Genomic DNA, 23,258 nt, shown 5'->3' with positions numbered 1-23,258 from the left:
CCCCCCCCATCCACGTCTTCGATACTGGTGTCAATGACGTGGATGCCCGGGACAAGCCCGGGCATGACGATGAAATTGACCGCTATGTCCCTCCCCTCCTCCGTCGACGTCGCGATCATCGGTGCGGGCGCCGCCGGTCTCGGCGCGGCGCATGCGCTGGCAGGCTCCGGCCTCTCCGTGATCGTGCTCGAGGCGCGTAACCGGCTCGGTGGCCGGGCCTGGACGGTGCAGGCCTCGCCCGAAGTCACCTTCGACGTCGGCTGCGGTTGGCTGCATTCGGCGGACAACAACTCCTTCGTCGCGATTGCAAAGCAGCTCGATTTCGAGGTCAACAAGGACCTCCCGCCCTGGCGCGAGCGCGCCTATGGCGACGCGTTTCCGAAAGCCGAGCGCGATGATTTCATGCACGCCATGGACGCCTTCTATCAGCGGCTGTGGGAGACCGCCCAGAAGGGCCAGGATGTCCCCGCGAGCTTCAGCCTGGAGCCCGGCAATCGCTGGAATCCCATGATCGACGCGATCTCGACCTACATCAACGGCTGCGAACTGAAGGACATGTCGACGCTGGACTGGGACGCGTATGAGGACAGCGACCTCAACTGGCGCGTCCGCCGCGGCTACGGCGCGCTGATCGCGGCCTATGGCGCGCCATGCCCGGTGGCGCTGAACTGCAACGTCACGCTGATCGATCATTCCGACCAGCGCATCCGCATCGAGACATCGCAGGGCACGCTGACCGCGGACAAGGTGATCGTCACCGTGCCGACCAATCTGATCGCCAATGAGGCGATCCGCTTCTCGCCACCTCTCCCCGCCAAGGTCGACGCCGCGGCCGGCCTGCCGCTCGGTGTCGATGACAAGGTGACGCTGGCGCTCGACGATGCCGAAGCCTTCCCGAAGGAAGGTAATTTGCGCGGCGCCACGATGCGCACTGACATGGGCACCTATCATATCCGCCCGTTCGGCCAGCCCTGCATCGAAGGCTTTTTCGGCGGCAGCTTTGCACGCGAACTGGAAGACGCGGGCGACGGCGCCATTGCCGCCCAAAGCATCGAGGAGATCGCAGGCTTCCTCGGCAACGACATCAGGCGAAAGCTGAAGCCGCTCTACGAGTCGCGCTGGGCCCACGACCCCTTCGCGAGAGGCTCCTACTCGCACGCCCTGCCCGGCCACGCCGGTGACCGCGCCGTGCTGGCGGCACCGACCGATGGGCGGCTGTTCTTTGCGGGCGGCTGCCGAAGAAGTCGTTCGGAAGGCGCGCGCTGGCGACACGCTGTTTTTCTGCAAGCCAAAATCTGGTCCACTGCTTGCGATGAGTTGCACCGCGGGCAGCGCAATTGAGCAGCAACTCTTTTGGCTATTCGGTCTGCGTGCAACCGGAGACCGTTTCGACGACAATAAGCGAGACTTTCGCCGAGAGCGCGGTCAGGAACTTTCTTTCACGGCTCGCTATATTCTTGAGCTCATCGAAATCGAAGCTATCGTTACTGAGGATGAGTGGCTCGACGCGCTCCTAAAGAAATTTGGTGCAGAATTCCCCGCAACGGGCATCTTCTCTGAGTTTGCTAGGAAGCATGCTCCCGAGACGAGTGTTAGAGACGATCCTGATCACGCGCTCATGACATGGATCGAATTTGAGGAAAGGTTGTTCCGTACCCTAGAGCGGCACATTGTCTCGAAAAGGCTGGCCGACGGTTTCATGCTCAGCAAGAAGGCTGACGTTGAAGGCTTCATCAAATTTTCGCTGAGCGTCCAGAATCGCCGCAAGTCGCGCGCCGGATCGGCTCTTGAGCATCATCTCGCTGCAATTTTTTCTGCCCGCAAGCTAAGGTTCGAGAGAGGGGCGCGAACCGAAAATAACAATAGACCGGATTTCCTGTTCCCGGGGGCGAAGGAATACAATTCGTCAGCGTTTTCAGAAAATCGCCTTGTAATGCTCGGCGCAAAATCGACCTGCAAGGATCGGTGGCGTCAAGTGTTAGCTGAAGCGAACCGGATCAAGACGAAGCATCTCTTGACGTTAGAGCCCGGAATTTCAGAAAATCAAACATCCGAAATGCGCACCAAATCGTTGCAACTTGTCTTGCCAAAAAAGCTTCACGAAACGTACAAGTCGACTCAACAAAGAGCCCTTTTGGACCTGCAAGAATTTGTGGCTCTTGTAGAGAAAATCCAACGCTGACCACGTCCTACTCGATCACCCGCGCCCGCAAGTCGGCATCCGGTACGAAGCACGAATCATACTTGCCGAAGATGCGGTATCGGTTGCGCGCGACGAGATTGTAGAGCGGGTCCCGTAGCGGCTTGGGCACAGCGAACAACGCGCGCACCCAGCCCCAGCCGGGGAGCTGCGACAGCACCGTCAGCGCAGCGTCCGACTTCATGAACACCGCGCCGCCGTGAACCACGGCATTGGTGTCGGGATCAGCGGGATCGATGCCGAACGTGCGCGCGAGCCGGGCGCCATAGTCAGATTGAATCGGCGTGAAGCGAAACCGCTTCGCCGGGTCCCTTTTGGCGACGAAGCGGACCCAGCGCGAGCAGAAGATGCAGACGCCGTCGAACAGGATGACGTCATCGTCGGGCCATTTGGGCATTAGCGATTGTCCAATATCAGGTGCGTGACCAGGAATACGGCGTCATGGCTTTTTGGCAGCCGCCGGCTTCAACCCACGCGCAAGCTCGGCACTCGCGGCTTTGACGCCTGCCTCGGTTTCGATCATCCAGTGGCCCTCGCTACCGACGGCCGGCGTCGTTCGGAAGTCGACCTTGCCACCGCCGCCGCGAAACGCATCGACCAACGCAAGCGAAAATGCCGGTGCAAAGTAGCTGTCATTGGCGGCAACGAGCCATGTGATGGGGATGCGCGCGGCCTTGCCGAATTCAGCCGCCGCGGCGAGAAGCGTATGCGGCGCGCAGATCCGGTTCGGCTCGTCATTGGCATGGCCGCCGCGGCCCGGCGCAATGGCGATGATGGCGGAGATCGCCTTCGGATCGGCATTCGCGAGCGCCAGCGCGCCCCAACCGCCGGCGGAATGGCCGATCACGATCGCGGCGTCCTTGCGGATAAAATCCTGCTTTCGCACATAGTCCAGCGCGAGCGCGATTTCGTCGGCCGTTGCGCGGCCCGAGCGCACGTAGTCCGCCTCGTCGCAGCCACCCTGGTCCTCGACATAGCGGCCACCGGTCGCACCATGGCCGAGCCGTTCGGGCACCAGCACGGCGAAGCCGCGCGCGATGAGGAATGCCGTGAGTGCGCGGTATTCCGGCTGAGACATTTGCGCGCGCCGCAAGCCATTTTGCGTCGAAGCATGCGCGATCACCGCAAGCCGGAACGGGCCGGCACCCGGCGGGCGAAACAGCCGGGCATGAGCGGCGATGTCGGTATCCGGCGACGGCACGCGCCATTGCTGACGGCGAAACGGATCGCCCTCCGCTCCGGACGAACCAAAAACCTGAGCGCACACCGGCGGCGCAGCCAGCAAGGCCAGCAGAGCCAAAGGCACGAGGATGTTGGGGATCCGCATGAATTGCCGGAGGCGAGAACAGCGACAGTTAGACTAGTAGGAACGAATCAATATCGGCAGACTTTCTGCGTTGCCATTGCCGTTCATTCGTTGCCGCAAAGCAGTTTTGCACCGGCGCAGAGCACCCCGGTGCCATTCGAATCGGCGTCTTGTCTTTTTTCGGTACAACATGGTTCAAATACTGATGCAGAAAGTCCACACGTTAACCGATAATTAACGATAGGTCTTGCCGCCGGCGCGGCGACTTGGTTTGATCACGTCCATGAGCACAACCCTGATCGAGGTCCGGCCGGCCAAAGCCGCAGATGCAACTGCGGTGGCGTCCACCCATGACGAAGCCTGGCGCTCCGCCTATCAGGGCATCATTCCCGGCGCCGAACTGGAGAAGTTGATCAACCGCCGCGGTCCGCAATGGTGGGACAGCGCGATCCGCAAGGGCAGCCGCGTCAGCGTGCTGGTGTTCGGCGACAAGATCGCAGGCTACGCCAATTACGGCCGCAACCGCGCCCGCAGCCTGCATTTCGACGGTGAGGTCTACGAGCTCTATCTGCGTCCCGAATTCCAGGGCCTGGGCTTTGGTCGCCGCCTGTTCACCGCGGCCCGCCGCGACCTGATGCAGAGCGGCCTGAAGAGCATGGTGGTGTGGGCGCTCTCGGACAACGATCCGGCCACCGAGTTCTACCGCGCCTTGGGCGGCCGCATGGTGGCGCGGTCCTCGGAGCGTTTCGGGCCGAAGTCGCTCGACAAGGTTGCCTTCGCTTGGACCAATTGAGCTGCTGAAGTCCCGCCGGCAGCGTTTTCCTTCCGTCGATACCGCTGCCTTGAGCCGGTGATCGCCGGATTCATTATTTCACAAAAACGCGATGGATCAGCGGGCCAAGCCCGCGTATGACAGCGCCAAAATCGCTGCCGGGTGCGATTTAACCTCGGCAACAACGGAGCCTTGAATGCGTATCGATGCGGTCTCGATCGGGAAAAACGTCCCTCACGACGTCAACGTCATCATCGAAGTCCCCGTGGGCGGCGAACCGATCAAGTACGAGATGGACAAGGAAGCCGGCACGCTGGTGGTTGACCGCTTCCTCTACACGCCGATGCGTTACCCCGGGAACTACGGCTTCATTCCGCACACGCTGTCCGACGACGGCGATCCCTGCGACGTCCTCATCATCAACACCCGCGCCATCATTCCCGGCGCGGTCATGAGCGTGCGCCCGGTCGGCGTGCTGTTCATGGAAGACGAAGCCGGCGGCGACGAGAAGATTCTTGCGGTGCCGTCGTCGAAGCTGACGCAGCGCTATGACAAGGTGAAGTCGTATTCCGACCTGCCGGACATCACGCTCCAGCAGATCCAGCACTTCTTCGAGCACTACAAGGATCTCGAACCCGGCAAGTGGGTGAAGATCCTGCGCTGGGGCGGCCCCGAAGATGCGCACAAGCTGATCCTCGAAGGCATCGATCGCGAGAAAAAGAAGAAGGCCTGAGCTCTGCTCCCTCGCCCCGCTTGCGGGGCGAGGTGAACTACACCGCCGGCTTCGGCAGCCCTGCAATCGCGCAGGCCGCGCGCAACGTGTTCACGAGCAGGCAGGCGACTGTCATCTGACCGACGCCGCCCGGTACCGGCGTGATGGCGCCAGCCACGGCGAGCGCTTCCTGATAGGCAACATCGCCGACGAGACGCGTCTTGCCGTCGTCCCTCGGAATCCGGTTGATGCCGACGTCGATCACGGTCGCCCCCGGCTTCAGCCAGTCGCCGCGCACCATCTCGCACTTTCCGACGGCGGCATAGACGAGGTCTGCGCGCCTCACGAGCCCGGGCAGGTCACGCGAGCGCGAATGCGCGATGGTCACCGTGGCGTTCTCGTTCAGCAACAGCTGCACCAGCGGTCGGCCGACGAGGTTGGAGCGGCCGATGACGATGGCGTTCATGCCTTCAAGCGAAGCATGCACGCTCTTGGTCAAAATGATGCAGCCGAGCGGCGTGCAGGGCGACAGCGCCTCGAAACCGCCGGCGAGGCGGCCGGCATTGTTCGGATGCAGCCCGTCGACATCCTTGGCGGGGTCGATGGCATTGACGACCGCCTCGGTATTGAGGCCCTTGGGCAGCGGTAGTTGCACCAGAATACCGTGCACGGCGGGATCGCGGTTGAGTTTTGCGACCAGCGCCAGGAGATCTGCTTGCGAGACGTCGGCCGGCAGCTTGTGCTCGAACGAGGCCATGCCGGCGGCCTGGGTCTGGGTGTGTTTCGACCGGACATAGACCTCGCTCGCCGGGTCGCTTCCGACCAGGACCACCGCAAGGCCCGGAACCAGATTGTGCTCGCGCTTGACGCGTGCGACCTCGTCGGCGACGCGGGCGCGAAGTTCTGCGGCGATGACTTTTCCGTCGATGATCTTGGCGGTCATGTCAGTTCCCTCAGTCTGTCGATTTGGCTGATGCGAGCTGGCGCAGGGCTTCGCCGAGCCGCGCCGGATCGCCGTCGACCGCGATCTGCTTCAGCCGCGAGGTCGCTCCCGACAGGAGTTTGACGCTGGCCTTGGGCACGCCCAACGATTTCGCCAGCAGCACCAGAACGGCCTTGTTGGCCTCGCCGCCATCTGCGATAGCGCGCACCCGCACCTTGAGCACGCTGCGGCCATCGGAGAGCTGCTCGATCCCGTCGATGTCGTCGCGGACGCCGCGCGGCGTCACCCGCAGCGCGATGCTGATACCTGCGGCCCCGTAACGCCAAGGTTCCTTGATGACAAGGTTCTTTGGCAACCCAGGGCGCTCCAGCTTGCTTAGATCACGTTCGGGTAGATGTAATACAGGATCACCCGCTCGATGAACATGATGAGCAGGATCAGGATGATCGGCGAGATGTCGAGGCCGCCGAGGCTGGGCAGGAAATTGCGAATCGGAGCCAGGACCGGCTCGGTGATTCGGTACAGGAACTCCGCCACCGCCGAAACGAACTGGTTGCGGGTGTTCACGACGTTGAAGGCGATCAGCCAGGACAGGATCGCGGACGCGATCAGCAGCCAGACGTAGAGGTCGAGCACGATGATGACGATGTCGAGAACGGCACGCATGGCTTTTGAAGACTCTGACTTTTGAAAATTCTGGCTGCGGTCGGGATTGACGCCTGCTGCTAGATATCGGTTCCCCCCGGTCCAAACAAGGGAAGTCGGTGCCGGGATGGCTAAAACCGGGTTACACCCGTCCTTGACTTGACCTTGGCGGGGACTTAAATGGCGCCCGGTTGTCGGCCGCATTGACCAGAGCGGCCTACAAAAGGGGCCATAGCTCAGCTGGGAGAGCGCGTCGTTCGCAATGACGAGGTCGGCGGTTCGATCCCGCCTGGCTCCACCACGCTTCGCCCTTCGGGCTACGCGTGGCGCAGCCGCGCGGAGCTCGAGGGGCGAAGCGTGGTGTCCGGCGTAGCCCGCAGGGCGAAGACGGACTGCCCCTTAAGCTTCCCTACTTCCCCGTAAACCTCGGCGGCCGCTTCTCCATGAAGCTCGCGACCCCCTCCCGGAAATCGCTGCCGTTCAGCGCCACCATCATGTCCCGGTTGGCTTCGATCGTCGCCTCCGCCAGCGTCTGGAACGGCACCTCGTAGAGCTGCCGCTTGATCACGGCCATCGCGCTCGGCGAGACGAAATCGGCGAGGTCGCGCGCATAGGCATAGGTCTCCTCGCGCAGCTTCTCGGGCGAGCAGAGCCGGTTCACCAGCCCGATCCGCAGCGCCTCGTCACTCGAAACGCGGCGCGCCGAGAGCAACAGATCCATCGCGTTGGCGTGGCCGACGATTCGCGGCAGCATCCAGCTGATGCCGTGCTCGGCGATCAGACCACGCCGGGCGAAGGCGGTGGTGAACACGGTGTTGTCGGCGGCAAAGCGCAGGTCGCAATAGAGCGCGTGGACGAGGCCGATGCCGGCGGTCGCGCCATTGAGCATGGCGATGACAGGCTTTCCGATCGACGGGTAGAAGCCATGGCGCGTCTGCCAGTCCGGCCGCCGGTTCATGTCGAAGGGCGGCAGGTTCGACGCGCGCCTGACATCATCGGGGTCGAGCCCCTTCAATGCGTCCATGTCGGCACCGGCGCAGAAGGCGCGGCCCGCGCCGGTGATCACGATGACGCGGACATTGTCATCGGCGCTCGATGCTTCCATCGCATGGCGCACGTCGCGCTCCATGATCGGCGTCCACGCATTCATGCGATCGGGACGGTTGAGCGTGATGGTCGCGACCTTGTCGCTGACCTCATAGAGAATGTGTTCGTAAGCCATGGTGCTCTCCCTTTGTTTGCCGGCGCAGTTTCGCGCGCGCTCGTTGACATGAGCCTAGCATATCAAGGGATGAGACAAGGGCTTGTGCCAACGGCCTGGGAGGGCGCGATCACTCGGCGGCTTGCGCCAGCAACGGCCGACGCGCCAGCCAGCCGTCGATGAATTGATCAAGCCAGGCCCGTTCCGCGGCATCGTAGACGGCACGGTCCGCGAAGTGATGATGCCGCTGCCGCGCGCCGGGCGCGCTGAGACCGTCATAGCCGCGCGTGGTCCAGCAATGCATCATGGCGTAGGTCACGTCAGGATGAAACTGCACGCCGAAAGCGTTGCCGGTGCGGAACGCCTGCACCGGAAAATCATCGCCTTCGGCAAGCAGTTCAGCGCCAACCGGCAGCTCGAAGCCTTCGCGATGCCAGTGATAGACCCGTGCCGGCCAATTCGGGCAGAGCCCGTGTCCCGCGGGTGTCGGGCGGATCGGGTAGTAGCCGATCTGGGTCAGCGCATCGGCATGCGGCGCGACGCGGGCTCCTAACTGCTTCGCGAGCATCTGCGCGCCGAGGCAGATGCCGAGGAACGGCCGCTGTTCGCGGAGCGGAATTTCGATCCAGTCGATCTCGCGGCGGATGTAGTCGTCGGGATCATTGGCGCTCATCGGACCGCCGAAGACCACAGCGCCGGCATGCTGGTCGAGGGTCTCAGGCAGCGGATCGCCGAGGCGGGGACGGCGGATGTCGAGGCGGTGGCCAAGGGCGCGCAGCGCATTGCCGACGCGGCCGGGCGTCGAGGATTCCTGATGCAGGATGATCAGAACCGGCAACCGGGTTTCGAAGGCGGCGACATCAGGCGTCCTTCTGGGGAAGGGCACCACATCTGCGCCACCAAATCTGTCCGTCCGGAACGACATGGTCTTTGCGACTGCTATCGGTTCTGACCGCCAGCATAACTAAGCGATCGTTAATTTCGTGTGAGTTTGCGCACACACACTCCCGATAGAAAGCAAGCTCCGGGCCACGACCGACCGAGAGCTCCCTCTAGCGTCTTTGTCTCTGAAACCGGCTGGTGGCGGACAGGATGAAGCCGCGCGGGAAGAAGCGCAGCGCGAATGGCACAATCTTGATGCCCAGACCGGGGAGCACGGCCCGCTTGTTGGCCATCAGGCCGCGATAGGCCTGTCGTGCGACCTCAGCGGCAGGAACATTGAGAAGGGCCGTATCATGTCCGGACCCAACGCCGGCGCGCGCCTGGAATTCGGTGGGCACCGGGCCCGGGCAAAGTACGGTGACGCGAACGCCGTGCGGTGCAAGCTCCGCCCGCAAGGCCTCGGTGAAGGAAATGACATAGGCCTTGGACGCGTAATAGACCGCCATGCCGGGGCCGGGCAGATAGCCGGCGACCGATCCGACGTTGAGAAGGCCACCCTTGTTCCTGATCAGCTGATCGGCAAAGCGCAGCGACAGATCCGTCAGAGCCCGGACATTGACATCCACTATGCCGACCTGCTCGACGCGGTCGCGCTCAATTGCGTCGCCGAACACGCCGAAGCCGGCATTGTTGACGAGATGATCGAGCTCGACGCCTTCGGCAGCGAGTGCGGCGGCGATCTTCTCGCCGGCATCCGCATCCTCAAGATCGCAGGCGATCACGATCGGCTTTTTGCCACCCTTGGCGGCGAGCTCGTTTGCGAGCGCCTCGAGCCGGTCCGCGCGTCGCGCCGTCAGCGCAAGACGGTGTCCGTTCGCGGCGAACACACGCGCTAGCTCCGTGCCGATGCCCGCCGAGGCACCGGTGATCAACGTTACCCGCTCAGTCACGATCGAGATCTCTTGAATTGAAGTTTTTTTGGCGCCGCAATGCTGGAACGAGAGCATAGGCCGTGCGCGACAGGCAAGCGGCGTCCACCGCATAGCCACCTGAGCGGGAAACGGGGGAAGCAGGAAAACCCCGTTTTTACAGGGGAAAACCGGAACCAGGGCAGCCCCGAGGCTACATTAAAGTTTCGTCATGTGGTCCGCACAACCGCCAATTGGCGGTATTGGCAGTGATCACCCGCCGACCGCGCTGTCCTTGACCTGACCACCGGCACGATCTGCGACCGCGTGCTTCAGGTCGATCCGGTCGCGTTGCGAAATCCCGAGCAGGTCGGAGGCACGCCAGACCACATTATCCTCGAACTCGGTAACCTGGCCATCGGCATAGACCAGCTCCCACATCATCTGGACGACCCGCTTGCGGCCCTCTTCGTCGAGCGAGCGCATCATGATGCTGGTGAAGTGATAGAGGTCGACCGCCTCGCCCTCGACCTCCGTCGCATCCGCGATCAGACGATCCGCGGTGCCGCGATCGAGCCCAAAGTGGCTTTCGATCAGGCTGTGCAATTTGCGCTGCTCGGCAGCCGTCGGCTGGCCGTCCAGCGAGATCACGTGAACCAGCAGCGCGGTCGCCGCCAGCCGGTAATCACCGTCACCGAAAGCGCGGTCCTGGGCATGGGGAGCAACAATGTCGGCGATGAATTGGCGCAGGCCGTCGAGCATAAGGTCCTACCGAAATCGATGAAGCCGCGGAGCGCGACCGCTACCAGCATTATATGAGTAGGAAATTCAACCGGCGCAACGTGCGTCAGTTCCGCGCGTCGCATTACGTTTCGGCAATCTGAGTCTGTGATTTTGGAGTAGGGCAAGGCAAGTGCGCACATGTGGTCCCGGCGAAGGCCGGGACCCATAACCACAGGCTGCGGTTTGGCGAAGGCTTTGGTAACGACCATCCAGCCTGTTTCGGAAATCACGCGGTATGGTCCCGGCCTTCGCCGGGACGACACCAGTCACGGTATCTCGTACACCACCATCTTGTCGGCGATGCCGCGCAGTGCGGCCTGCTTCTGGATCGGCCTGATTTCGCGCTGCTTGAGGACTTCGGCAACCGCCGGCGCATCCAGCACCGGGCCGGTGATGTGAATCTCCTGCGCGGTCGAGAGGCTCTGCACGCGGGCGGCGATGTTGACGGTCTGGCCGAAATAATCCTGCCGCTCGTTCAGCATCACCGCGAGGCACGGACCTTCGTGGATGCCGATCTTGACGATGAGATCGGCAGTACCGCGCTTTTTGTTGAGCTCGTCCATCGCCGCGCGCATCCGCAAACCCGCTGCGATCGCATGCTCGGGACGGACGAAGGTCGCCATCACGGCGTCGCCGATGGTCTTCACCACCGCGCCTTTCTCGGAGGAGATGATCTCGAGCAGCGCATGGAAATGCGCGCGCACGAGGTCGAAGGCGGCAAGATCGCCGACGCGCTCATAGAGCGCGGTCGATCCCTTCAGATCGGTGAACAGGAAGGTCAGCGAGGTGATCTGGAGCCGCTGGTCGAGACTGAGATTGTCCGCCTTGAACACATCACGAAACGTCTGGTTCGACAGCATCCGCTTGGCGGTCAGGAACGGCTTGCGCTTGCCGATGAGGTGATGGAGCGCCTCGGCCGCGATGAACACCGACGGCAGCACGCGTACGCCGGCCTGGTTCTCCAGCGACAGCCGCAGCGGGCCCGGCCGCATGGTCGTGGTTCCCGTCGGCGCCTGCACCCTGTTGTACATGATGGCGAGCTGCTGACGGTCCTTGGTGGGCTCGCCCTGCACGTCGATGAAATGCGCCGCGTGCGTCACCGGTTCGAAGATGATGATGAAATCGTCCGGCAGTTGCAGCGACATGGTCGCCTTCTCGCCGGCCGGGAGCTCCATCGTGTCCAGCGTCACCTCGTTGGCGAGCGTCGCAAACGATTCCTTGTTGAAGTCGACGCCGGAACTCCAGAACACCTGCTTGAAGTACTCCCACACCGGAAGCGTATCGGGATCATGCGCCGCAATGCGCCGGACACGTGAATTGACGGTGAAGGAGACTTCGACCTGATCATCGACGGAGGCCTTGTAGCCGCAGGCGCACAGCGCACAATGATAATTGTCTGGCTTGAGCGCCTTCAGGGTCGAGTGCGCACCCAACACGCCGCCGCAGCCCGGGCACAGCACATTCCAGCCCAGATCGAACAGGCCGAGCCGCGCCGAATGCAGGAATGCCGAGATCGCGTGCTCTTCATCGAGACCGTGCTGCTTCGCGAAATCGAGTACATTGACGCGGTTGAGCTCGTGATCTTCGCCGTCCTCGATGAGGCGCGCGATCGCGTCGACCACTTTCGCATCGGCGGTCTGCTTCAGAACGGAAAACTGGGCCTGGATATCGCTCATGGCGCAACTCTATCTGGAGTGGATCACGCCGTCGGCCAGGCGAACGCCTGTCACCGACGCGTGATGCGGAACAGCGGCGACCGGTCCGGCTGGGTCGTGACGACGCCGAGCGGAATGACAGGGCTGGTATCGGCAAGCTCGACACGGAACGCACCGATCAGCCGGGCCAGCGCCAGCACGGATTCGGCTTGCGCGAAGGGGGCGCCGACGCAGACGCGCGGACCCGCGCCAAAGGGCAGATACGCGAATCGATCGGGCGCTTCCGTGGACATGAAGCGTTTTGGAATGAACGCGTTCGGCTGATCCCACAGCTTCTCGTGCCGGTGCAGCAGCCACGGTGCGATCATGATGATGTCGCCCTTGCCGATGGCGACGCCGGCCGCGTTGTCCTTCTCGCGCGCGGCCCGGGCGATCAGGAAGGCCGGCGGATAAAGCCGCATGGTCTCCTCGATCACGGCGCGGGTGAACTTCTGCCGATCGATGTCGGCCATGCTGTCGAGGTGCTCGCCGCGGGTCTCGGAGGCGATCTCCTCCTGCGTATCGGGATCGAGCGCGAGCAGATAGAGCGCCCAGAACAGCGCGGTCGCCGTGGTCTCGTGACCCGCGAGGATCATAGTCGCGACTTCGTCGACCAGTTGTTCGTCCGAAAAGCCCTTGCCGGTTTCAGGGTCACGCGCCTCGTCCATGAGATCGAAAAGATCGCGCGGCGGCGCGCCGTCTTTCTTGCCCATCTCACGCCGCTCGGCGATCAGCATCGCGACGAATTCGGTCCAGCGCTTGCGGAAACGGGCGCGGGCAAAATCCATCGGACTCGGCCAGGACAGCGGCAGCACCATGTCGAGCAAGTACGGCCGTCCGAGTCGGGCTCCATACTCCATGACGAAGTTGCGCAAGGTCAGACCATGCCGGTCCATGCCGAACGAGAACATGGTGCGGCCGGCGATCTCCAGCGTCATGCGCTGCATGATCTCGCGCAGATCGACCGGCTCGCTCGTTCGCCCGTCGAGCTTTGCGATGGTCTCGTCGAGCACCGCCGTCATGTGCGGAACGAGATTTGCTGTCGCACGCGGCGTGAACGCCGGCGCGAGGGTGCGGCGCTGAAACGTCCACGAATGGCCCTCCGCAATCAGAAGACCGTCGCCGAGCACGGGACGAAGCATGCGGATGCCCGCCGGAGTACGCGAATAATTCTCGTAATTGCTGAGCAGGACATGCCGGATCGCATCCGGCCGGTTCAGGATGAAGCTGTTGCGGAAGAAGAAGCGGCCTTCAATGACGTCTTCCTCATAGGCGCGCTGCCCCCAGGTCGCGATCATATTCCGCTTGATCACGGCAAGCCGGCCGAGGAACGACATGTCGTCGGGCGCTCGCGGCGGCGTCGGAGGGACGATGGGCCGACGCACGCTGGCGATGTTCATGGCTCTCTCCCGGAGGGGTGGCGCAGGCAGTTAGCTAGTAAGTCAGCTCGGCAATCGCAATCCTGTTCTCGGAGGCAGGCCAGGCGCGTGCCACAATTCGTTCTTCGTTGAATTCGGCCACGATGTTACGCCCGACCTCGCCGGCCGGAAGGCGCAGTGTTGCTGTCGAATCCGTGGGCACACCCGATTTGACGTCCGCCGGCTCCTTGCCGTCGAGCAGCACCACGTCCCGCGGCAGGCCGAAATAGCCGCGCGGACGCGACATGATCACGACGGCCCCGGCGTCCTTGTCCGCGGGACCGAGCGGGCGCGCGGCGCGCAGGTGAACGACGTCGGACGAGCGCGGGAAGGGCGAGCGGTAGATGTGCGTCGTCGGCGCATCCGGCGCTGCGAGGGCGAATTCGAGCGACCAGGAAGGTTCGACCTGCGCCGGTCCCCAGCGGCCGTCGGCACCGGTCTTCGCGCTGTGCACGGCGCTGCCCTTGCGCTCACCGGTTTCAGGATCAACCCGAAAGATATCGACGGTTGCACCGGCCACCGGCCGATTGGTCGGCGCACCGCCCGGTGTGCCCGTCACGAGGCCGCTCAGCCTGACGCTCTGCTCCGGCACAATCGAGATTCGCGCGGGCTCGCGGCCGGCAATGAACTTATAGATCTCGCGGAAGGCTCGGGGGTGAAACGCCACCTCGCGATGATCGAGTGCGCCCAGCACGAGGTTGGTGGCCCCCTTCAACTCCGGACCTTCGACGCTGACGCCGGTCGGCGTGCCGGGCTTGCCGATGAAGCGGCCATCGGCCTGCGCGTATTTGTCCATGCCGTCGCTGCGCAAGGTCAGGAAGGCAACACCCGGCGTCACCTCACTCTCGCCCTCGTTCAGGCCGAGCAGGAACGCGCCGCGGCCGTTGAACTCGCTGTTGGGCTGGTCGTCAGTCGCGAACACGCCGTGATTGGGCGTGCCGCACAGCACGGCGTGGCTGACATCGCCGGCGCCGCCGTTCTTGATGACGTTGCGGATGGCATAGCCGCCGCGCGAGCTGCCGACCAGCGCCACGCGGGCGGCGCCGGTGCTGCGCTTCAATTCGGCTATGGCGGCGGCGAGCTCGCGGCGCTGGTCCTCGGTCGAGGAGCGGCCCGCCTGCTCGACCTTGTCGTCACTTCGCGCATTGGGATCGTTGAAATTGATCGCATGCATGCGATCGCGCGCAATGCCGTTGGATTCCATCCGCCACAAGGTCGTCATCCAGAGCGCGTCGTAGTCGCCATTGCCGTGGACGAACAGGATTGGCGGCACCTCGCTCGGCGCAGTGGGTGCGGATTGAGCCAATGCGCCCGTGCGCAAGCTCGCAATTGCGAAGGGCAAGCTGCCGGCACCTTGCAAGATCATCCGTCGTGACAGCTTCATCTGTTCCTCCCCGGCAAAAGCATCTCTGTGCACCGCTTATACCGGCCTAACCACTGGACAGCGAAGGACTTTCGCGGGCATCACTGAACTTGCCGAAATCGCCCAAAGACCACGCCGACGCCACTTCTGCCAGCCCATTTGGAAGGGGATATGACCGAGCAGACGAACCGTCAGAAAATTGACGCCGACGGCATCATGGCGCCGCTACGGTACACCGTGTTCCGGCGCATCTGGCTCGCCAGCCTGCTCTCCAATCTCGGCCTGCTGATCCAGGGCGTGGGCGCCGCCTGGGCGATGACGCAGATGGCGGCCTCGGCGGACAAGGTGGCGCTGGTACAGACCGCCCTGATGCTGCCGATCATGCTGATCTCGATGCCGGCGGGCGCCATCGCCGACATGTATGACCGCCGTATCGTCACCCTGATCGCGCTCATGATCGCGCTGACTGGCGCGACCGCACTCACGGTCCTGGCCTGGCTCAACTTCATTTCCCCGGAAACGCTGCTCGCCTTCTGCTTCGTGGTTGGCAGCGGCAACGCACTGTTCGGTCCGGCCTGGCAGTCCTCGGTCAGCGAGCAGGTGCCGCCCGATGCACTGCCGTCAGCCGTCGCGCTGAACGGCATCAGCTACAACATCGCCCGCAGCTTCGGCCCTGCGGTCGGCGGTGTCATCGTCGCCGCACTCGGTGCTGTCGCGGCGTTCGCGTGTAACGCGATCCTCTATTTGCCGCTGTTGGTGGTGCTGCTGCTCTGGCGGCGCAACACCGAACCCTCGCGCCTGCCGCGGGAGAAGCTCAACCGCGCCATGGTATCGGGCTTCCGCTACATCACCAATTCGCCGCCGATCAAGATCGTGCTGTTGCGCACGCTGGTGATGGGCCTGATTGGCGGTGCCATCATGGCGTTGATGCCGCTGGTCGCACGTGATCTGCTGCATGGCGGCGCGCAAACCTACGGCATCATGCTCGGCGCCTTCGGAATGGGCGCTGTGATCGGCGCGCTCAACATCCACGAATTGCGCAAGCGCATGAGCGGCGAAGCCGCGATCCGCGCCTGCACCATCTCGATGGCGTTTGCGATGGCCGCTCTCGCCGTGAGCACCGAGCCGGTGCTGACCGCGGCTGCGCTGGTGCTCGCCGGCGCGGTCTGGATGGCCGCCATCGCGCTGTTCAATATCGGCGTGCAGCTCTCGGCGCCGCGCTGGGTCGCCGGCCGCTCGCTCGCGGCGTTTCAGGCTTCGATTTCCGGCGGCATCGCGATCGGCGCCTGGGGCTGGGGCCATCTCACCGACTATGCCGGCGTCGAGGTAGCGCTGCTGACGGCCGCCGGCCTGATGCTGATCTCGCCGGTGCTCGGAATCTGGCTCACGATGCCGCGCGTCGGCGCCCGCAACGAAGACGCCGATCTGCTGGCCGATCCGGAAGTCAAATTGTCGCTCACGGCGCGCAGCGGGCCGCTGGTGGTCGAGATCGAATACCGCGTCGCCCAAGAGAACGCCCGCGCCTTTCACAACGTGATGCAGGACGTGCAGCTCTCTCGCCAGCGCAACGGCGCCTATGGCTGGTCGATCGCGCGCGACATCGCCGATCCCGAATTGTGGACCGAGCGCTATCATTGCCCGACCTGGCTCGACTATCTGCGCCAGCGCAACCGCTCGACCCAGTCCGAACGCGCGCTGCATCAGGAGGCGATCGATTTCCACATCGGCCCGGATCCGGTGCGGATCCGCCGCATGCTCGAGCGTCCGTTCGGCTCGGTGCGCTGGAAAGAGGAGACGCCGGACCAGGCAGCAAGTGAGGTGCTGCCCGTGGTCGCCACTGCGGCGGGAAGCAGCACTTAGGTTTTGCGAGTCCGTAGCGACGTCTTACTGCCCGTGATCCGTCAGCACCTTGTCGCAGCCCTTGGTGAGCCGCGTACGGTTCTGCTTGAGGCAGGCGAGCACGGCGCCATCGCCATTGTTCATCACCGGACGGCAGAAGCGCGTGACGTCGCGCGCGCAGGCGTCGTGACCGGGCTGCTGCGCTGACGCAGTCGATGCAAACAGGATCAATGGAATGATGCAAAGAAATCTGGTCATCGCGTAATGCCTCTTACCCGGAAGATGTGCGGGCGAAGCTAGAGCGACGATCCCGAAGCCGCAACGGCTTTATTGGCAGACGGGCTTGCGCCGCCGCGGCGCTCCGGCATCACGCCGGGGCACATCGCGAGGGGAGCTAACCGACGCAACGACGCTATCGTTGCTGTTACTGATCGACTCTTATTGACTGTCCTGGGCGTCAGCGACCTTGCGTGACGCGCCGCCCTTGGCGAGATCCTTGTCCATCACCGCACGGCAACCGGCGCTCAGATCCGAACGATGCTTCATCATGCACGCCGTGATCTTCGGGATGTTCGGGATTTCCGACGAGCACAGGCGGAAAGCGTCGCCGGTGCACTGCTGCTGCGCTTCGGACGAGAAGGCGAAGCTCGAGCCGGTCGAGGCGATCGAGAGGATGGCGGCAAAGCCCAGAGCCAGGCTGACGTCGCGGATCTTGCTACTTAAGGACTTGATGTTCAGCGAGTTGGTCATTTGAAGCTCCCATTGGCACCGCGGAAGCGGGCCCGCCGTTGTTGATGGGATTGACCATGCTCCAGCAAAACAGTTCCGACTGTGATGACGGTCACGGGAGGCTCACCCTCTGTGACCTCGGTCACGCTGGCGCACCTCGCTGAAATTCCTCCATATCCGCTGTCGTGTTGGTGTCACGTTAACTGTTCCTTCGCATTAATGGCTCGTCGGGCGGGAAATTCCGCCGGTTTGGTTGCGTAATTGGAAAGAATGGCGATGCGTAATGCGTTGGGCCTGATGCTGGCCAGTGTAGTTGCGGCGGTCGTGATTGCCGCCGGCGGTTGGTTTTATTATTCCTCGCGCGCCGACCAGGCCGCTCCCAAGACGATTGCCGCCCGTGCCGCCGATCCATTGCCGGCACAGGCGAAGCTCGCCGCCAAGGACGACGTCGCGATCACGGCCGCGATTGCGGCCAAGCCGGCGGCAGCCGCCTCGGCGCCCGCACCCGCGCCGATGCCGGTTCAGCAGAAATCGACCTGCGCCAATCCCAACGCGCTCGGCGTCTCCCGCGTGGTCGAGATCGACACCACCGGCGGTCCGGGCTTCGGCTTCGATCATTTCAAGCAGTTCGACTTCCTCACCGACAAGGAGGTCGTGCTGACGTTCGACGACGGCCCCTGGCCGGTCAACACGCCCGCCGTACTGAAGGCGCTCGCGGACGAATGCGCCAAGGGCCTGTTCTTCTCGGTCGGCAAGCATGCGACCTACCACCCGGAGATCCTGCGCCAGGTGCTGGCCCAGGGCCATACGGTCGGCACGCACACCTGGTCGCACGTCAATCTGAACGGCAAGAAGATGACCGAGCAGATGGCCAAGGACGAGGTCGAAAAGGGCATTAGCGCGGTGAAATACGCGCTCGGCACCAACCCGGCGCCGTTCTTCCGCTTCCCGCAGCTCCAGCACAATCCGGCGATCGTGAGCTATTTCGGCACCCGAAACGTCGCGATGTTCTCGACCGACATCGACTCCTTCGATTTCAGGAAGGGCGCCACGCCGGAGAAGATCATCGAGACCGTGATGACCAGGCTCGACAAGCTCGGCAAGGGCATCATCCTGATGCACGACTTCCAGAAGCACACCGGCGAAGCCATGCCCGCGCTGCTCGCGCGGCTGAAGGCCGGCGGCTACAAGATCGTGCAGATGAAGGCCAAGACGACCCTCCAGTCGCTGCCGGAATATGACGAGGCGCTGCTGAAGGACCTAAAGGTGCCGACCTCGAGCGCGCGTCCGATCGGGAGCGTGGTGCAGACGGTTTCGCAGTAACGCGCCCGATCAGATTCAAAACTCTCGCGTGATGGCCGGGCTTGTCCCGGCCATATCCTTTTGAGAGCGGGCATCTTACCAGTAGATGCCATGGCGATGCAGCTCGCTGATGATGCGGCCTTCGGTCCAGCTGCGCTTGTGCTTCGGCTTGTCTGCCTTGGCCGTTGTCTTCGCGGCGGGTTGCGTCGTCGTCGCGGGCGCTGAGGCCGTCGTGGTCGTGGGTGTGGCAACCGCCGCGGGCGCATTGAGCGACACCGCCGGCGGGCGATCGAGATATTTCGGAGCTTCGGCGGCAGGCGCTGCTTCGCTCACCTGCGTCGGCGCGGCGGCAAGCGCCGGCGTCGTTTGCTGAACCGAAGCCGGCTCGCTCACCGCGGACAGCGACAGGCTGCGCGGGCCTCCGGCCTGGGCAGAGGCAGAGACCAGCACCATGGCGGTCACCAAAATGATCTTGCGCATATGAAATCTCCCCGTGTTTGGCGTGAGCTGGACACTAGGGGAGCCGATTGCGAGTTTATGTGATCACGATCACTCAGGGTGGCGCTCGATCCCGAACGCGTCCGTTGCGATGGAACGGCAGCTCTCTGTGCGATAGTTGTGGACGCTGCGAACGACAACTATAGTTGGCCGTCCTCGCTGATCTTCGAATTGTCTAATGTATAAGGTCTTTCCACATATGAAGGAAGGCGAGTCTACACCGTCTCGCCCGCAGTCAACTGCCGCTCGGGATGGTCATCGTGCGGAAGCACCCCGCTCTAGTCCGCTAGGGCGAACCTCTGAACCACCCACAAAGCTGAGCGACCCAATTAGCGAGTCGCGATGGCACAAATTCGGCCGCGTCGCCCTTGGGTACCGCCGTCGCGCCCATGCGACGTACATCAAAGCGCTACTGTCTACAGACCTGCGCCTGCAACGAACGATCCAGCAAGTCGCCTCCAAAGGATCAACGCTCCTCGCGACAATTGTGTCCGTGATAATCTCGGTGCTCTTCTACACCATCGCTGACAGCACGGATATCAAAGCAAGTGAGATGCACTTAGCCGCCGCCCAAATAATTGGCGCTGCGCTTGCGCTAGTTTTGTCTCTTTCAATTATTCCTGCGCAACGCGCCGCCGAATTATTTTCTATCTCTGTTTTGCAGCAGTTCGCTAAGGATCGTGCTCTTCTCGGCGTTTTTTTGATTTTGGTGGCGACTACGATGCTCTCGCTCTTGCTGGGGACGCGGTGGTCCGTCCGGCTCGATCCGAAGATGTCCCTGGTGCTGCAATTCCTTCTTCTTGGAATATCATTCGATGCTCTGCGCCGCTTCTACGTTTCAACACTTAACCTGCTTGCACCAGAGTCGGCCATCCGACAAATCGTACGGGTCAGCAGCGCGCAGATTCGCAGGATAGGACGAGCTGCTGAGAAGGTGGTCGCAATTCAAGTCGTTGCTAACGGCGCGCCGAGTAAGATGGATCAGACACTCCACGCACAAACAATTGTGCGCACGCGCTTACCTCAAGGACTCCAACACTCGATTGCGCAACTTGAGGAATTTGCGCACCGTTTCATTGCTCGCCGCGACTCGAATGCGACCATCGAAACCCTCGGCGCGCTTGAAACTATCGCTACCGAATACTCAGACCTACGAAAGAAGAGCATAACGCTTCATGTAGATCCCAAATTTCCATTTGCTGGATACCTGAGCGACGTATCGGACGTATTGAATCCCATCTACGAGAGCATACTGCACATCATAGAGGACGCGATTGCCGCCAAGAACGAGCGAGTTGTGCAACATTCAATCTCGTCAATGGGCCGGATGACATTGCAGGCTATGTCTGTTGTCGCGCCCGGCGCGGCAGAGCAGAGAGTAGCGCCGCTGGCCTATAGTGCTTGCTTTTACCTTCACCGCGCGGCGCGTTTGGTGCTTGCGGCCAACATGCCCGACGCAAAATTGCGTGCTATTTCCAGTTTCGGAGCCGTGCTTCAAAACCGCTCGACTGATGTGGGCTCTACGGAAACAACAATGGAGGCGAACGAGGCGCTCTTTGACATTGCTGTGGATGGATACGGTAAGTCGGATCAGATTTCGGTGTTCCGCTCGTTTGAAGCCATTCTTTTCGCGGTCCGTTTTGAAATCGAGAACGACTTGTTCGAAGTAGGGTCGCTAAAATCGACGTTAGACCAAATTTCCGAACTAATTCCGTCCGAGATATTGGCTGACGCCGCAGGTAAACGCCGTTTACACGTTTTCCCGGCTTACGCACTCGGCTTTGAAGCTAGCATCCCGGCGCTGGTCGAAAGCATCGCGGCAAAGATCAAGGTTGATCCAGAGCGGCCATGGAACGATCCCTTCGCCGATCTATCTGAGGCCGCGGAAGAAGTCCGCGGGCATTACCGACGCCTGTCGAGTATCGATTTTCAAGGCACCCTATTGGCCAAATGGGTGCTGGACTCCCTCGATGCGATTCTGAAAGTGCTCATGCGCCAGATCGCGCATCCACCTTCAGGTGCAGAGGAATTTATCTCGACGGTTGTGGATGACCTAAAGCCACTCATAACTTGGGTGGGAGGATTTTTTCCTGCTGATCGTCCTGCAAAGGGACACCACTTGTCCGACGCGACGGCCAATCTTGCGGTCTTTGGACTCGATGCGCTCGACAAAGGCTGGCCCGACATCGCGCAGACCTGCGCAGAAACAATCGAAAGAATTGCTGATAACGTCGGGGGAAAGATCAGCGCCTATAACTTGGCCGACATACATGTCGATCTAGAAGTTATTGCCCGAGCCGGTGAAAGGACAGCCGGAAAAGCGTTTGCTGCAAACGTTCGATCCATGATCTCTCTGCCCGCAAATCTCGACCAAGATAGTCAAAAGCATCACCTTGAAGCGCGGGCAACACGGTTTGCCCAATTGGACGAAGCTGTATCAAAGGCAGGCCGTCGGCCGTACTCAATGAAAGCCGATCCTGCCGAGCGCCTGCACGCGTTCTTTGAAATTCATCCGCAGCGATAGTGCATGCCCGGCGGTGATAGCGAGGATCGATGCAATGGCGACGGATGATGACCGCAAGCTAATAACCGCCGCGCGAGACGCGCTGCACCTGAAGCAGACGCCTGCAACCTCTCGACACCCGTTCGGCGCGAGGCTGTCACCCATGTCTTAGGTACGTTCCGTTACCCATGTCTTCGGGCCGGACACTGGGGCGCTGGTGCCGCAAGAGGGATTCGAACCCCCGACCCCGTCATTACGAATGACGTGCTCTACCAACTGAGCTATTGCGGCGAACCTTGCCGGGGCCCGCGCGAGGCCGGTCCCGTTACGCGCGCTCCTGATATCGGGCATGGCCCGAATTGGCAAGGTGGCGCCGGCTCCCAAATGCCGCTCACCCGCCCCAGCGAGACCAGAATCCGCGCCAGCCGCCGGCCTGGGCCTTTGCGTGGTCCCTGGGCGTGCCGATTTGTTCCGTAAATTCATCGCTCGGACCCTCGTCATCGATCCCGGGATCATCAGGCGCGCGGACGATCGGGATGACGGCGGGAATAGGCGCTGGTGCCGGCTTGCCAAGGTCGGCGCGGGTCCGGAACACCGGCGTTGCCGCCGCGGACGATGATTCGGCGATCTCAGGGGCCGGTTTGAGCGGCTCGGCAGGCGTGACGACCGGCTCTTCCTTGACGGTTTCTTTGGCGGTCTCCTCGACGGCTTCCTTTAAGATTTCCTGGGCTTCAAGGGGCGGCGAATTGTCCTGCGGAGCGGGCACCGGATCCGGCGCCATGACAGCCGGTTCCACCGGGCTCTCGCTCGGGGCCGCCGTCACCCGCTTCGGCGGCGGAGCCGCCAGCATCGCTTCCTCGAAGGCCGAGGATTCGATCATGGCGCCTTTGTCGGAAGGAAGACTCGCGACTGGCGTTTGCCACTGGAAGGCGTCAAGACGGCCGGTGACCGGGGAAACCGGACGCCAGCGGTCGCTGACATAACCGTCCGCAGTCCAGGCCGGATCATGGCGGGCGCGCACCGCGCGCAAGGTCCAGGCGCGGGCCCGGCCGCCGTCACCATGCTCGGTCCGCTCGATCTCGGCCATCAGCATCGCCACGCGCTGGGTGGGATCGTTGACGTAAGGCGCCAGCACCGCGCGCGCACGGGCAAACTCGGACGCATCGATCGCGGCGCGCGCGATCGCCAGCTGGCCCTCGATATAGCCAGCATTGTCGGCAGAAATCTTGGCCGCAAGCGTCTCGACCCGCTGCAGGCGCTGCCGCGCGGAATCGCCGAGCTTCACATGCGCATAGGCATCCGCAAGATCAGGATGCGGATTGGCGAGCCAGGCGGTTTCCACCAGCTTCATGGCGCGGCGCACCTGATGCGCCTCGCTCTCGAATTTTGCAGCGAGCACTGCGGCCGGAACCAGGGTCGGCGCGAGCTTGACCGCCTGCATCACGCTCTCGCGCGCGACGTCGCGGTCCATTGTTTCCAATTCCAGCGCGCGGGCGGCGAGCAGCACGCCGCGCTGGCGGCGATAGGCCTGCTTGTCGATCAGGCCCGCGGACAGATTCG

Annotated in this window: 22 protein-coding genes, 2 tRNA genes and 1 pseudogene; 8 read left to right on the top strand and 17 right to left on the bottom strand. The window is 62.7% G+C overall.

Translation table 11 applies throughout. The features are described 5' to 3' along the window. The first annotated feature begins 63 nt into the window (after positions 1 to 63). Together IVB32_RS40110 and IVB32_RS40105 are read left to right on the top strand one after the other, a co-directional pair. Entirely contained in the window at positions 64 to 1,341 is a 1,278-nt protein-coding gene (locus IVB32_RS40110) for an NAD(P)/FAD-dependent oxidoreductase (RefSeq protein ID WP_247413113.1), read from the top strand. After that, positions 1,313 to 2,182 carry a type II restriction endonuclease gene (locus tag IVB32_RS40105; protein ID WP_247370613.1) on the top strand — a complete coding sequence of 290 codons (870 nt, stop codon included), beginning with the start codon at positions 1,313 to 1,315 and terminating at the stop codon, positions 2,180 to 2,182. The genes IVB32_RS40110 and IVB32_RS40105 overlap by 29 nt, the downstream gene beginning before the upstream one ends. 7 nt (positions 2,183 to 2,189) lie before the next feature. On the opposite strand, the gene IVB32_RS40100 is transcribed toward IVB32_RS40105, so the two are convergent. After that, positions 2,190 to 2,597, bottom strand: coding sequence for a thiol-disulfide oxidoreductase DCC family protein (locus IVB32_RS40100; protein WP_018459748.1), 408 nt, complete (start codon positions 2,595 to 2,597; stop codon positions 2,190 to 2,192). 42 nt (positions 2,598 to 2,639) lie between these two features. Beyond that, complete coding sequence (locus IVB32_RS40095) at positions 2,640 to 3,527, bottom strand: alpha/beta fold hydrolase (RefSeq protein WP_018459747.1); 888 nt, start codon at positions 3,525 to 3,527, stop codon at positions 2,640 to 2,642. Between the two features lie 262 nt (positions 3,528 to 3,789). Between IVB32_RS40095 and IVB32_RS40090 the strand changes: the two genes are divergently transcribed. Both IVB32_RS40090 and ppa read left to right on the top strand, forming a co-directional pair. Further along, complete coding sequence (locus IVB32_RS40090) at positions 3,790 to 4,299, top strand: GNAT family N-acetyltransferase (RefSeq protein ID WP_007598725.1); 510 nt, start codon at positions 3,790 to 3,792, stop codon at positions 4,297 to 4,299. 175 nt (positions 4,300 to 4,474) lie between these two features. Then, positions 4,475 to 5,011: an inorganic diphosphatase gene (ppa, locus tag IVB32_RS40085; protein ID WP_007604168.1), complete on the top strand. Its 537-nt coding sequence runs from the start codon at positions 4,475 to 4,477 to the stop codon at positions 5,009 to 5,011. Positions 5,012 to 5,048: 37 nt separating this feature from the next. Here the strand turns inward: ppa and folD are convergent, their stop codons facing one another. Genes folD through IVB32_RS40070 form a run of 3 tightly spaced genes read right to left on the bottom strand, consistent with a single transcriptional unit; the run spans position 5,049 to position 6,599 of the window. Next, the gene (folD, locus tag IVB32_RS40080) at positions 5,049 to 5,933 is read right to left on the bottom strand and encodes a bifunctional methylenetetrahydrofolate dehydrogenase/methenyltetrahydrofolate cyclohydrolase FolD (protein WP_018459745.1); all 885 of its coding nucleotides are present in this window, start codon (positions 5,931 to 5,933) and stop codon (positions 5,049 to 5,051) included. A gap of 10 nt (positions 5,934 to 5,943) precedes the next feature. Further along, complete coding sequence (locus IVB32_RS40075; RefSeq protein WP_018459744.1) at positions 5,944 to 6,288, bottom strand: DUF167 domain-containing protein; 345 nt, start codon at positions 6,286 to 6,288, stop codon at positions 5,944 to 5,946. 20 nt (positions 6,289 to 6,308) lie between these two features. Beyond that, positions 6,309 to 6,599 carry a YggT family protein gene (locus IVB32_RS40070; RefSeq protein WP_007598721.1) on the bottom strand — a complete coding sequence of 97 codons (291 nt, stop codon included), beginning with the start codon at positions 6,597 to 6,599 and terminating at the stop codon, positions 6,309 to 6,311. Positions 6,600 to 6,803: 204 nt separating this feature from the next. Here IVB32_RS40070 and IVB32_RS40065 point away from each other — a divergent pair. After that, positions 6,804 to 6,879 (top strand) — tRNA-Ala (locus tag IVB32_RS40065). Between the two features lie 108 nt (positions 6,880 to 6,987). On the opposite strand, the gene IVB32_RS40060 is transcribed toward IVB32_RS40065, so the two are convergent. From IVB32_RS40060 to IVB32_RS40030, 7 genes are all read right to left on the bottom strand, one after another. Beyond that, on the bottom strand, positions 6,988 to 7,800 hold the full coding sequence (locus tag IVB32_RS40060; protein WP_018459743.1) for an enoyl-CoA hydratase: 813 nt from the start codon (positions 7,798 to 7,800) through the stop codon (positions 6,988 to 6,990). Between the two features lie 109 nt (positions 7,801 to 7,909). After that, on the bottom strand, positions 7,910 to 8,704 hold the full coding sequence (locus IVB32_RS40055; protein WP_026233871.1) for a glutamine amidotransferase: 795 nt from the start codon (positions 8,702 to 8,704) through the stop codon (positions 7,910 to 7,912). Positions 8,705 to 8,831: 127 nt separating this feature from the next. Beyond that, positions 8,832 to 9,611, bottom strand: a complete 780-nt coding sequence (locus IVB32_RS40050; RefSeq protein ID WP_026233870.1) for an SDR family oxidoreductase — start codon at positions 9,609 to 9,611, stop codon at positions 8,832 to 8,834. Between the two features lie 231 nt (positions 9,612 to 9,842). After that, the gene (locus tag IVB32_RS40045) at positions 9,843 to 10,331 is read right to left on the bottom strand and encodes a TerB family tellurite resistance protein (RefSeq protein ID WP_085359631.1); all 489 of its coding nucleotides are present in this window, start codon (positions 10,329 to 10,331) and stop codon (positions 9,843 to 9,845) included. Between the two features lie 287 nt (positions 10,332 to 10,618). Then, a complete protein-coding gene (locus tag IVB32_RS40040; RefSeq protein WP_018459739.1) occupies positions 10,619 to 12,028 on the bottom strand; it encodes an adenylate/guanylate cyclase domain-containing protein in 1,410 nt (469 codons plus the stop codon). A 50-nt stretch (positions 12,029 to 12,078) separates the two neighbouring features. Further along, positions 12,079 to 13,446: a cytochrome P450 gene (locus IVB32_RS40035; protein WP_018459738.1), complete on the bottom strand. Its 1,368-nt coding sequence runs from the start codon at positions 13,444 to 13,446 to the stop codon at positions 12,079 to 12,081. A 34-nt stretch (positions 13,447 to 13,480) separates the two neighbouring features. Beyond that, positions 13,481 to 14,848, bottom strand: a complete 1,368-nt coding sequence (locus IVB32_RS40030) for a twin-arginine translocation pathway signal (RefSeq protein ID WP_018459737.1) — start codon at positions 14,846 to 14,848, stop codon at positions 13,481 to 13,483. A gap of 150 nt (positions 14,849 to 14,998) precedes the next feature. Between IVB32_RS40030 and IVB32_RS40025 the strand changes: the two genes are divergently transcribed. Further along, positions 14,999 to 16,687, top strand: a complete 1,689-nt coding sequence (locus IVB32_RS40025) for an MFS transporter (protein ID WP_018459736.1) — start codon at positions 14,999 to 15,001, stop codon at positions 16,685 to 16,687. A gap of 24 nt (positions 16,688 to 16,711) precedes the next feature. On the opposite strand, the gene IVB32_RS40020 is transcribed toward IVB32_RS40025, so the two are convergent. Further along, positions 16,712 to 16,924: a hypothetical protein gene (locus IVB32_RS40020; protein ID WP_018459735.1), complete on the bottom strand. Its 213-nt coding sequence runs from the start codon at positions 16,922 to 16,924 to the stop codon at positions 16,712 to 16,714. Positions 16,925 to 17,104: 180 nt separating this feature from the next. Further along, a complete protein-coding gene (locus tag IVB32_RS40015; RefSeq protein ID WP_018459734.1) occupies positions 17,105 to 17,416 on the bottom strand; it encodes a hypothetical protein in 312 nt (103 codons plus the stop codon). A gap of 255 nt (positions 17,417 to 17,671) precedes the next feature. On the opposite strand from IVB32_RS40015, the gene IVB32_RS40010 reads away from it, so the two are divergent. Further along, complete coding sequence (locus IVB32_RS40010) at positions 17,672 to 18,718, top strand: polysaccharide deacetylase family protein (RefSeq protein ID WP_247295801.1); 1,047 nt, start codon at positions 17,672 to 17,674, stop codon at positions 18,716 to 18,718. 75 nt (positions 18,719 to 18,793) lie between these two features. On the opposite strand, the gene IVB32_RS40005 is transcribed toward IVB32_RS40010, so the two are convergent. Beyond that, entirely contained in the window at positions 18,794 to 19,177 is a 384-nt protein-coding gene (locus tag IVB32_RS40005) for a hypothetical protein (protein ID WP_018459732.1), read from the bottom strand. Between the two features lie 523 nt (positions 19,178 to 19,700). On the opposite strand from IVB32_RS40005, the gene IVB32_RS40000 reads away from it, so the two are divergent. After that, positions 19,701 to 21,719, top strand: coding sequence for a hypothetical protein (locus IVB32_RS40000; protein ID WP_157643122.1), 2,019 nt, complete (start codon positions 19,701 to 19,703; stop codon positions 21,717 to 21,719). Between the two features lie 194 nt (positions 21,720 to 21,913). Here IVB32_RS40000 and IVB32_RS39995 read toward each other — a convergent pair. Further along, positions 21,914 to 21,989 (bottom strand) — tRNA-Thr (locus IVB32_RS39995). A gap of 100 nt (positions 21,990 to 22,089) precedes the next feature. Beyond that, positions 22,090 to 23,258, bottom strand: a pseudogene (locus IVB32_RS39990) (hypothetical protein); the annotation flags it as partial.

It is taken from the genome of Bradyrhizobium sp. 23 (assembly GCF_023073295.1).
Lineage (GTDB): Bacteria > Pseudomonadota > Alphaproteobacteria > Rhizobiales > Xanthobacteraceae > Bradyrhizobium > Bradyrhizobium canariense_D.
This window is presented reverse-complemented; position numbering and strand designations above follow the sequence as displayed.

Bases quoted from the DNA above. Each gene is read 5' to 3' on its own strand.
- IVB32_RS40105 (WP_247370613.1), top strand. From the start codon at position 1,313: ATGAGTTGCACCGCGGGCAGCGCAATTGAGCAGCAACTCTTTTGGCTA.
- folD (WP_018459745.1), bottom strand. From the start codon at position 5,933: ATGACCGCCAAGATCATCGACGGAAAAGTCATCGCCGCAGAACTTCGC.
- ppa (WP_007604168.1), top strand. From the start codon at position 4,475: ATGCGTATCGATGCGGTCTCGATCGGGAAAAACGTCCCTCACGACGTC.
- IVB32_RS40055 (WP_026233871.1), bottom strand. From the start codon at position 8,704: ATGTCGTTCCGGACGGACAGATTTGGTGGCGCAGATGTGGTGCCCTTC.
- IVB32_RS40045 (WP_085359631.1), bottom strand. From the start codon at position 10,331: ATGCTCGACGGCCTGCGCCAATTCATCGCCGACATTGTTGCTCCCCAT.
- IVB32_RS40040 (WP_018459739.1), bottom strand. From the start codon at position 12,028: ATGAGCGATATCCAGGCCCAGTTTTCCGTTCTGAAGCAGACCGCCGAT.
- IVB32_RS40095 (WP_018459747.1), bottom strand. From the start codon at position 3,527: ATGCGGATCCCCAACATCCTCGTGCCTTTGGCTCTGCTGGCCTTGCTG.
- IVB32_RS40030 (WP_018459737.1), bottom strand. From the start codon at position 14,848: ATGAAGCTGTCACGACGGATGATCTTGCAAGGTGCCGGCAGCTTGCCC.
- IVB32_RS40005 (WP_018459732.1), bottom strand. From the start codon at position 19,177: ATGCGCAAGATCATTTTGGTGACCGCCATGGTGCTGGTCTCTGCCTCT.
- IVB32_RS40015 (WP_018459734.1), bottom strand. From the start codon at position 17,416: ATGACCAACTCGCTGAACATCAAGTCCTTAAGTAGCAAGATCCGCGAC.
- IVB32_RS40100 (WP_018459748.1), bottom strand. From the start codon at position 2,597: ATGCCCAAATGGCCCGACGATGACGTCATCCTGTTCGACGGCGTCTGC.
- IVB32_RS40070 (WP_007598721.1), bottom strand. From the start codon at position 6,599: ATGCGTGCCGTTCTCGACATCGTCATCATCGTGCTCGACCTCTACGTC.
- IVB32_RS40110 (WP_247413113.1), top strand. From the start codon at position 64: ATGACGATGAAATTGACCGCTATGTCCCTCCCCTCCTCCGTCGACGTC.
- IVB32_RS40025 (WP_018459736.1), top strand. From the start codon at position 14,999: ATGACCGAGCAGACGAACCGTCAGAAAATTGACGCCGACGGCATCATG.
- IVB32_RS40020 (WP_018459735.1), bottom strand. From the start codon at position 16,924: ATGACCAGATTTCTTTGCATCATTCCATTGATCCTGTTTGCATCGACT.
- IVB32_RS40035 (WP_018459738.1), bottom strand. From the start codon at position 13,446: ATGAACATCGCCAGCGTGCGTCGGCCCATCGTCCCTCCGACGCCGCCG.
- IVB32_RS40090 (WP_007598725.1), top strand. From the start codon at position 3,790: ATGAGCACAACCCTGATCGAGGTCCGGCCGGCCAAAGCCGCAGATGCA.
- IVB32_RS40060 (WP_018459743.1), bottom strand. From the start codon at position 7,800: ATGGCTTACGAACACATTCTCTATGAGGTCAGCGACAAGGTCGCGACC.
- IVB32_RS40010 (WP_247295801.1), top strand. From the start codon at position 17,672: ATGCGTAATGCGTTGGGCCTGATGCTGGCCAGTGTAGTTGCGGCGGTC.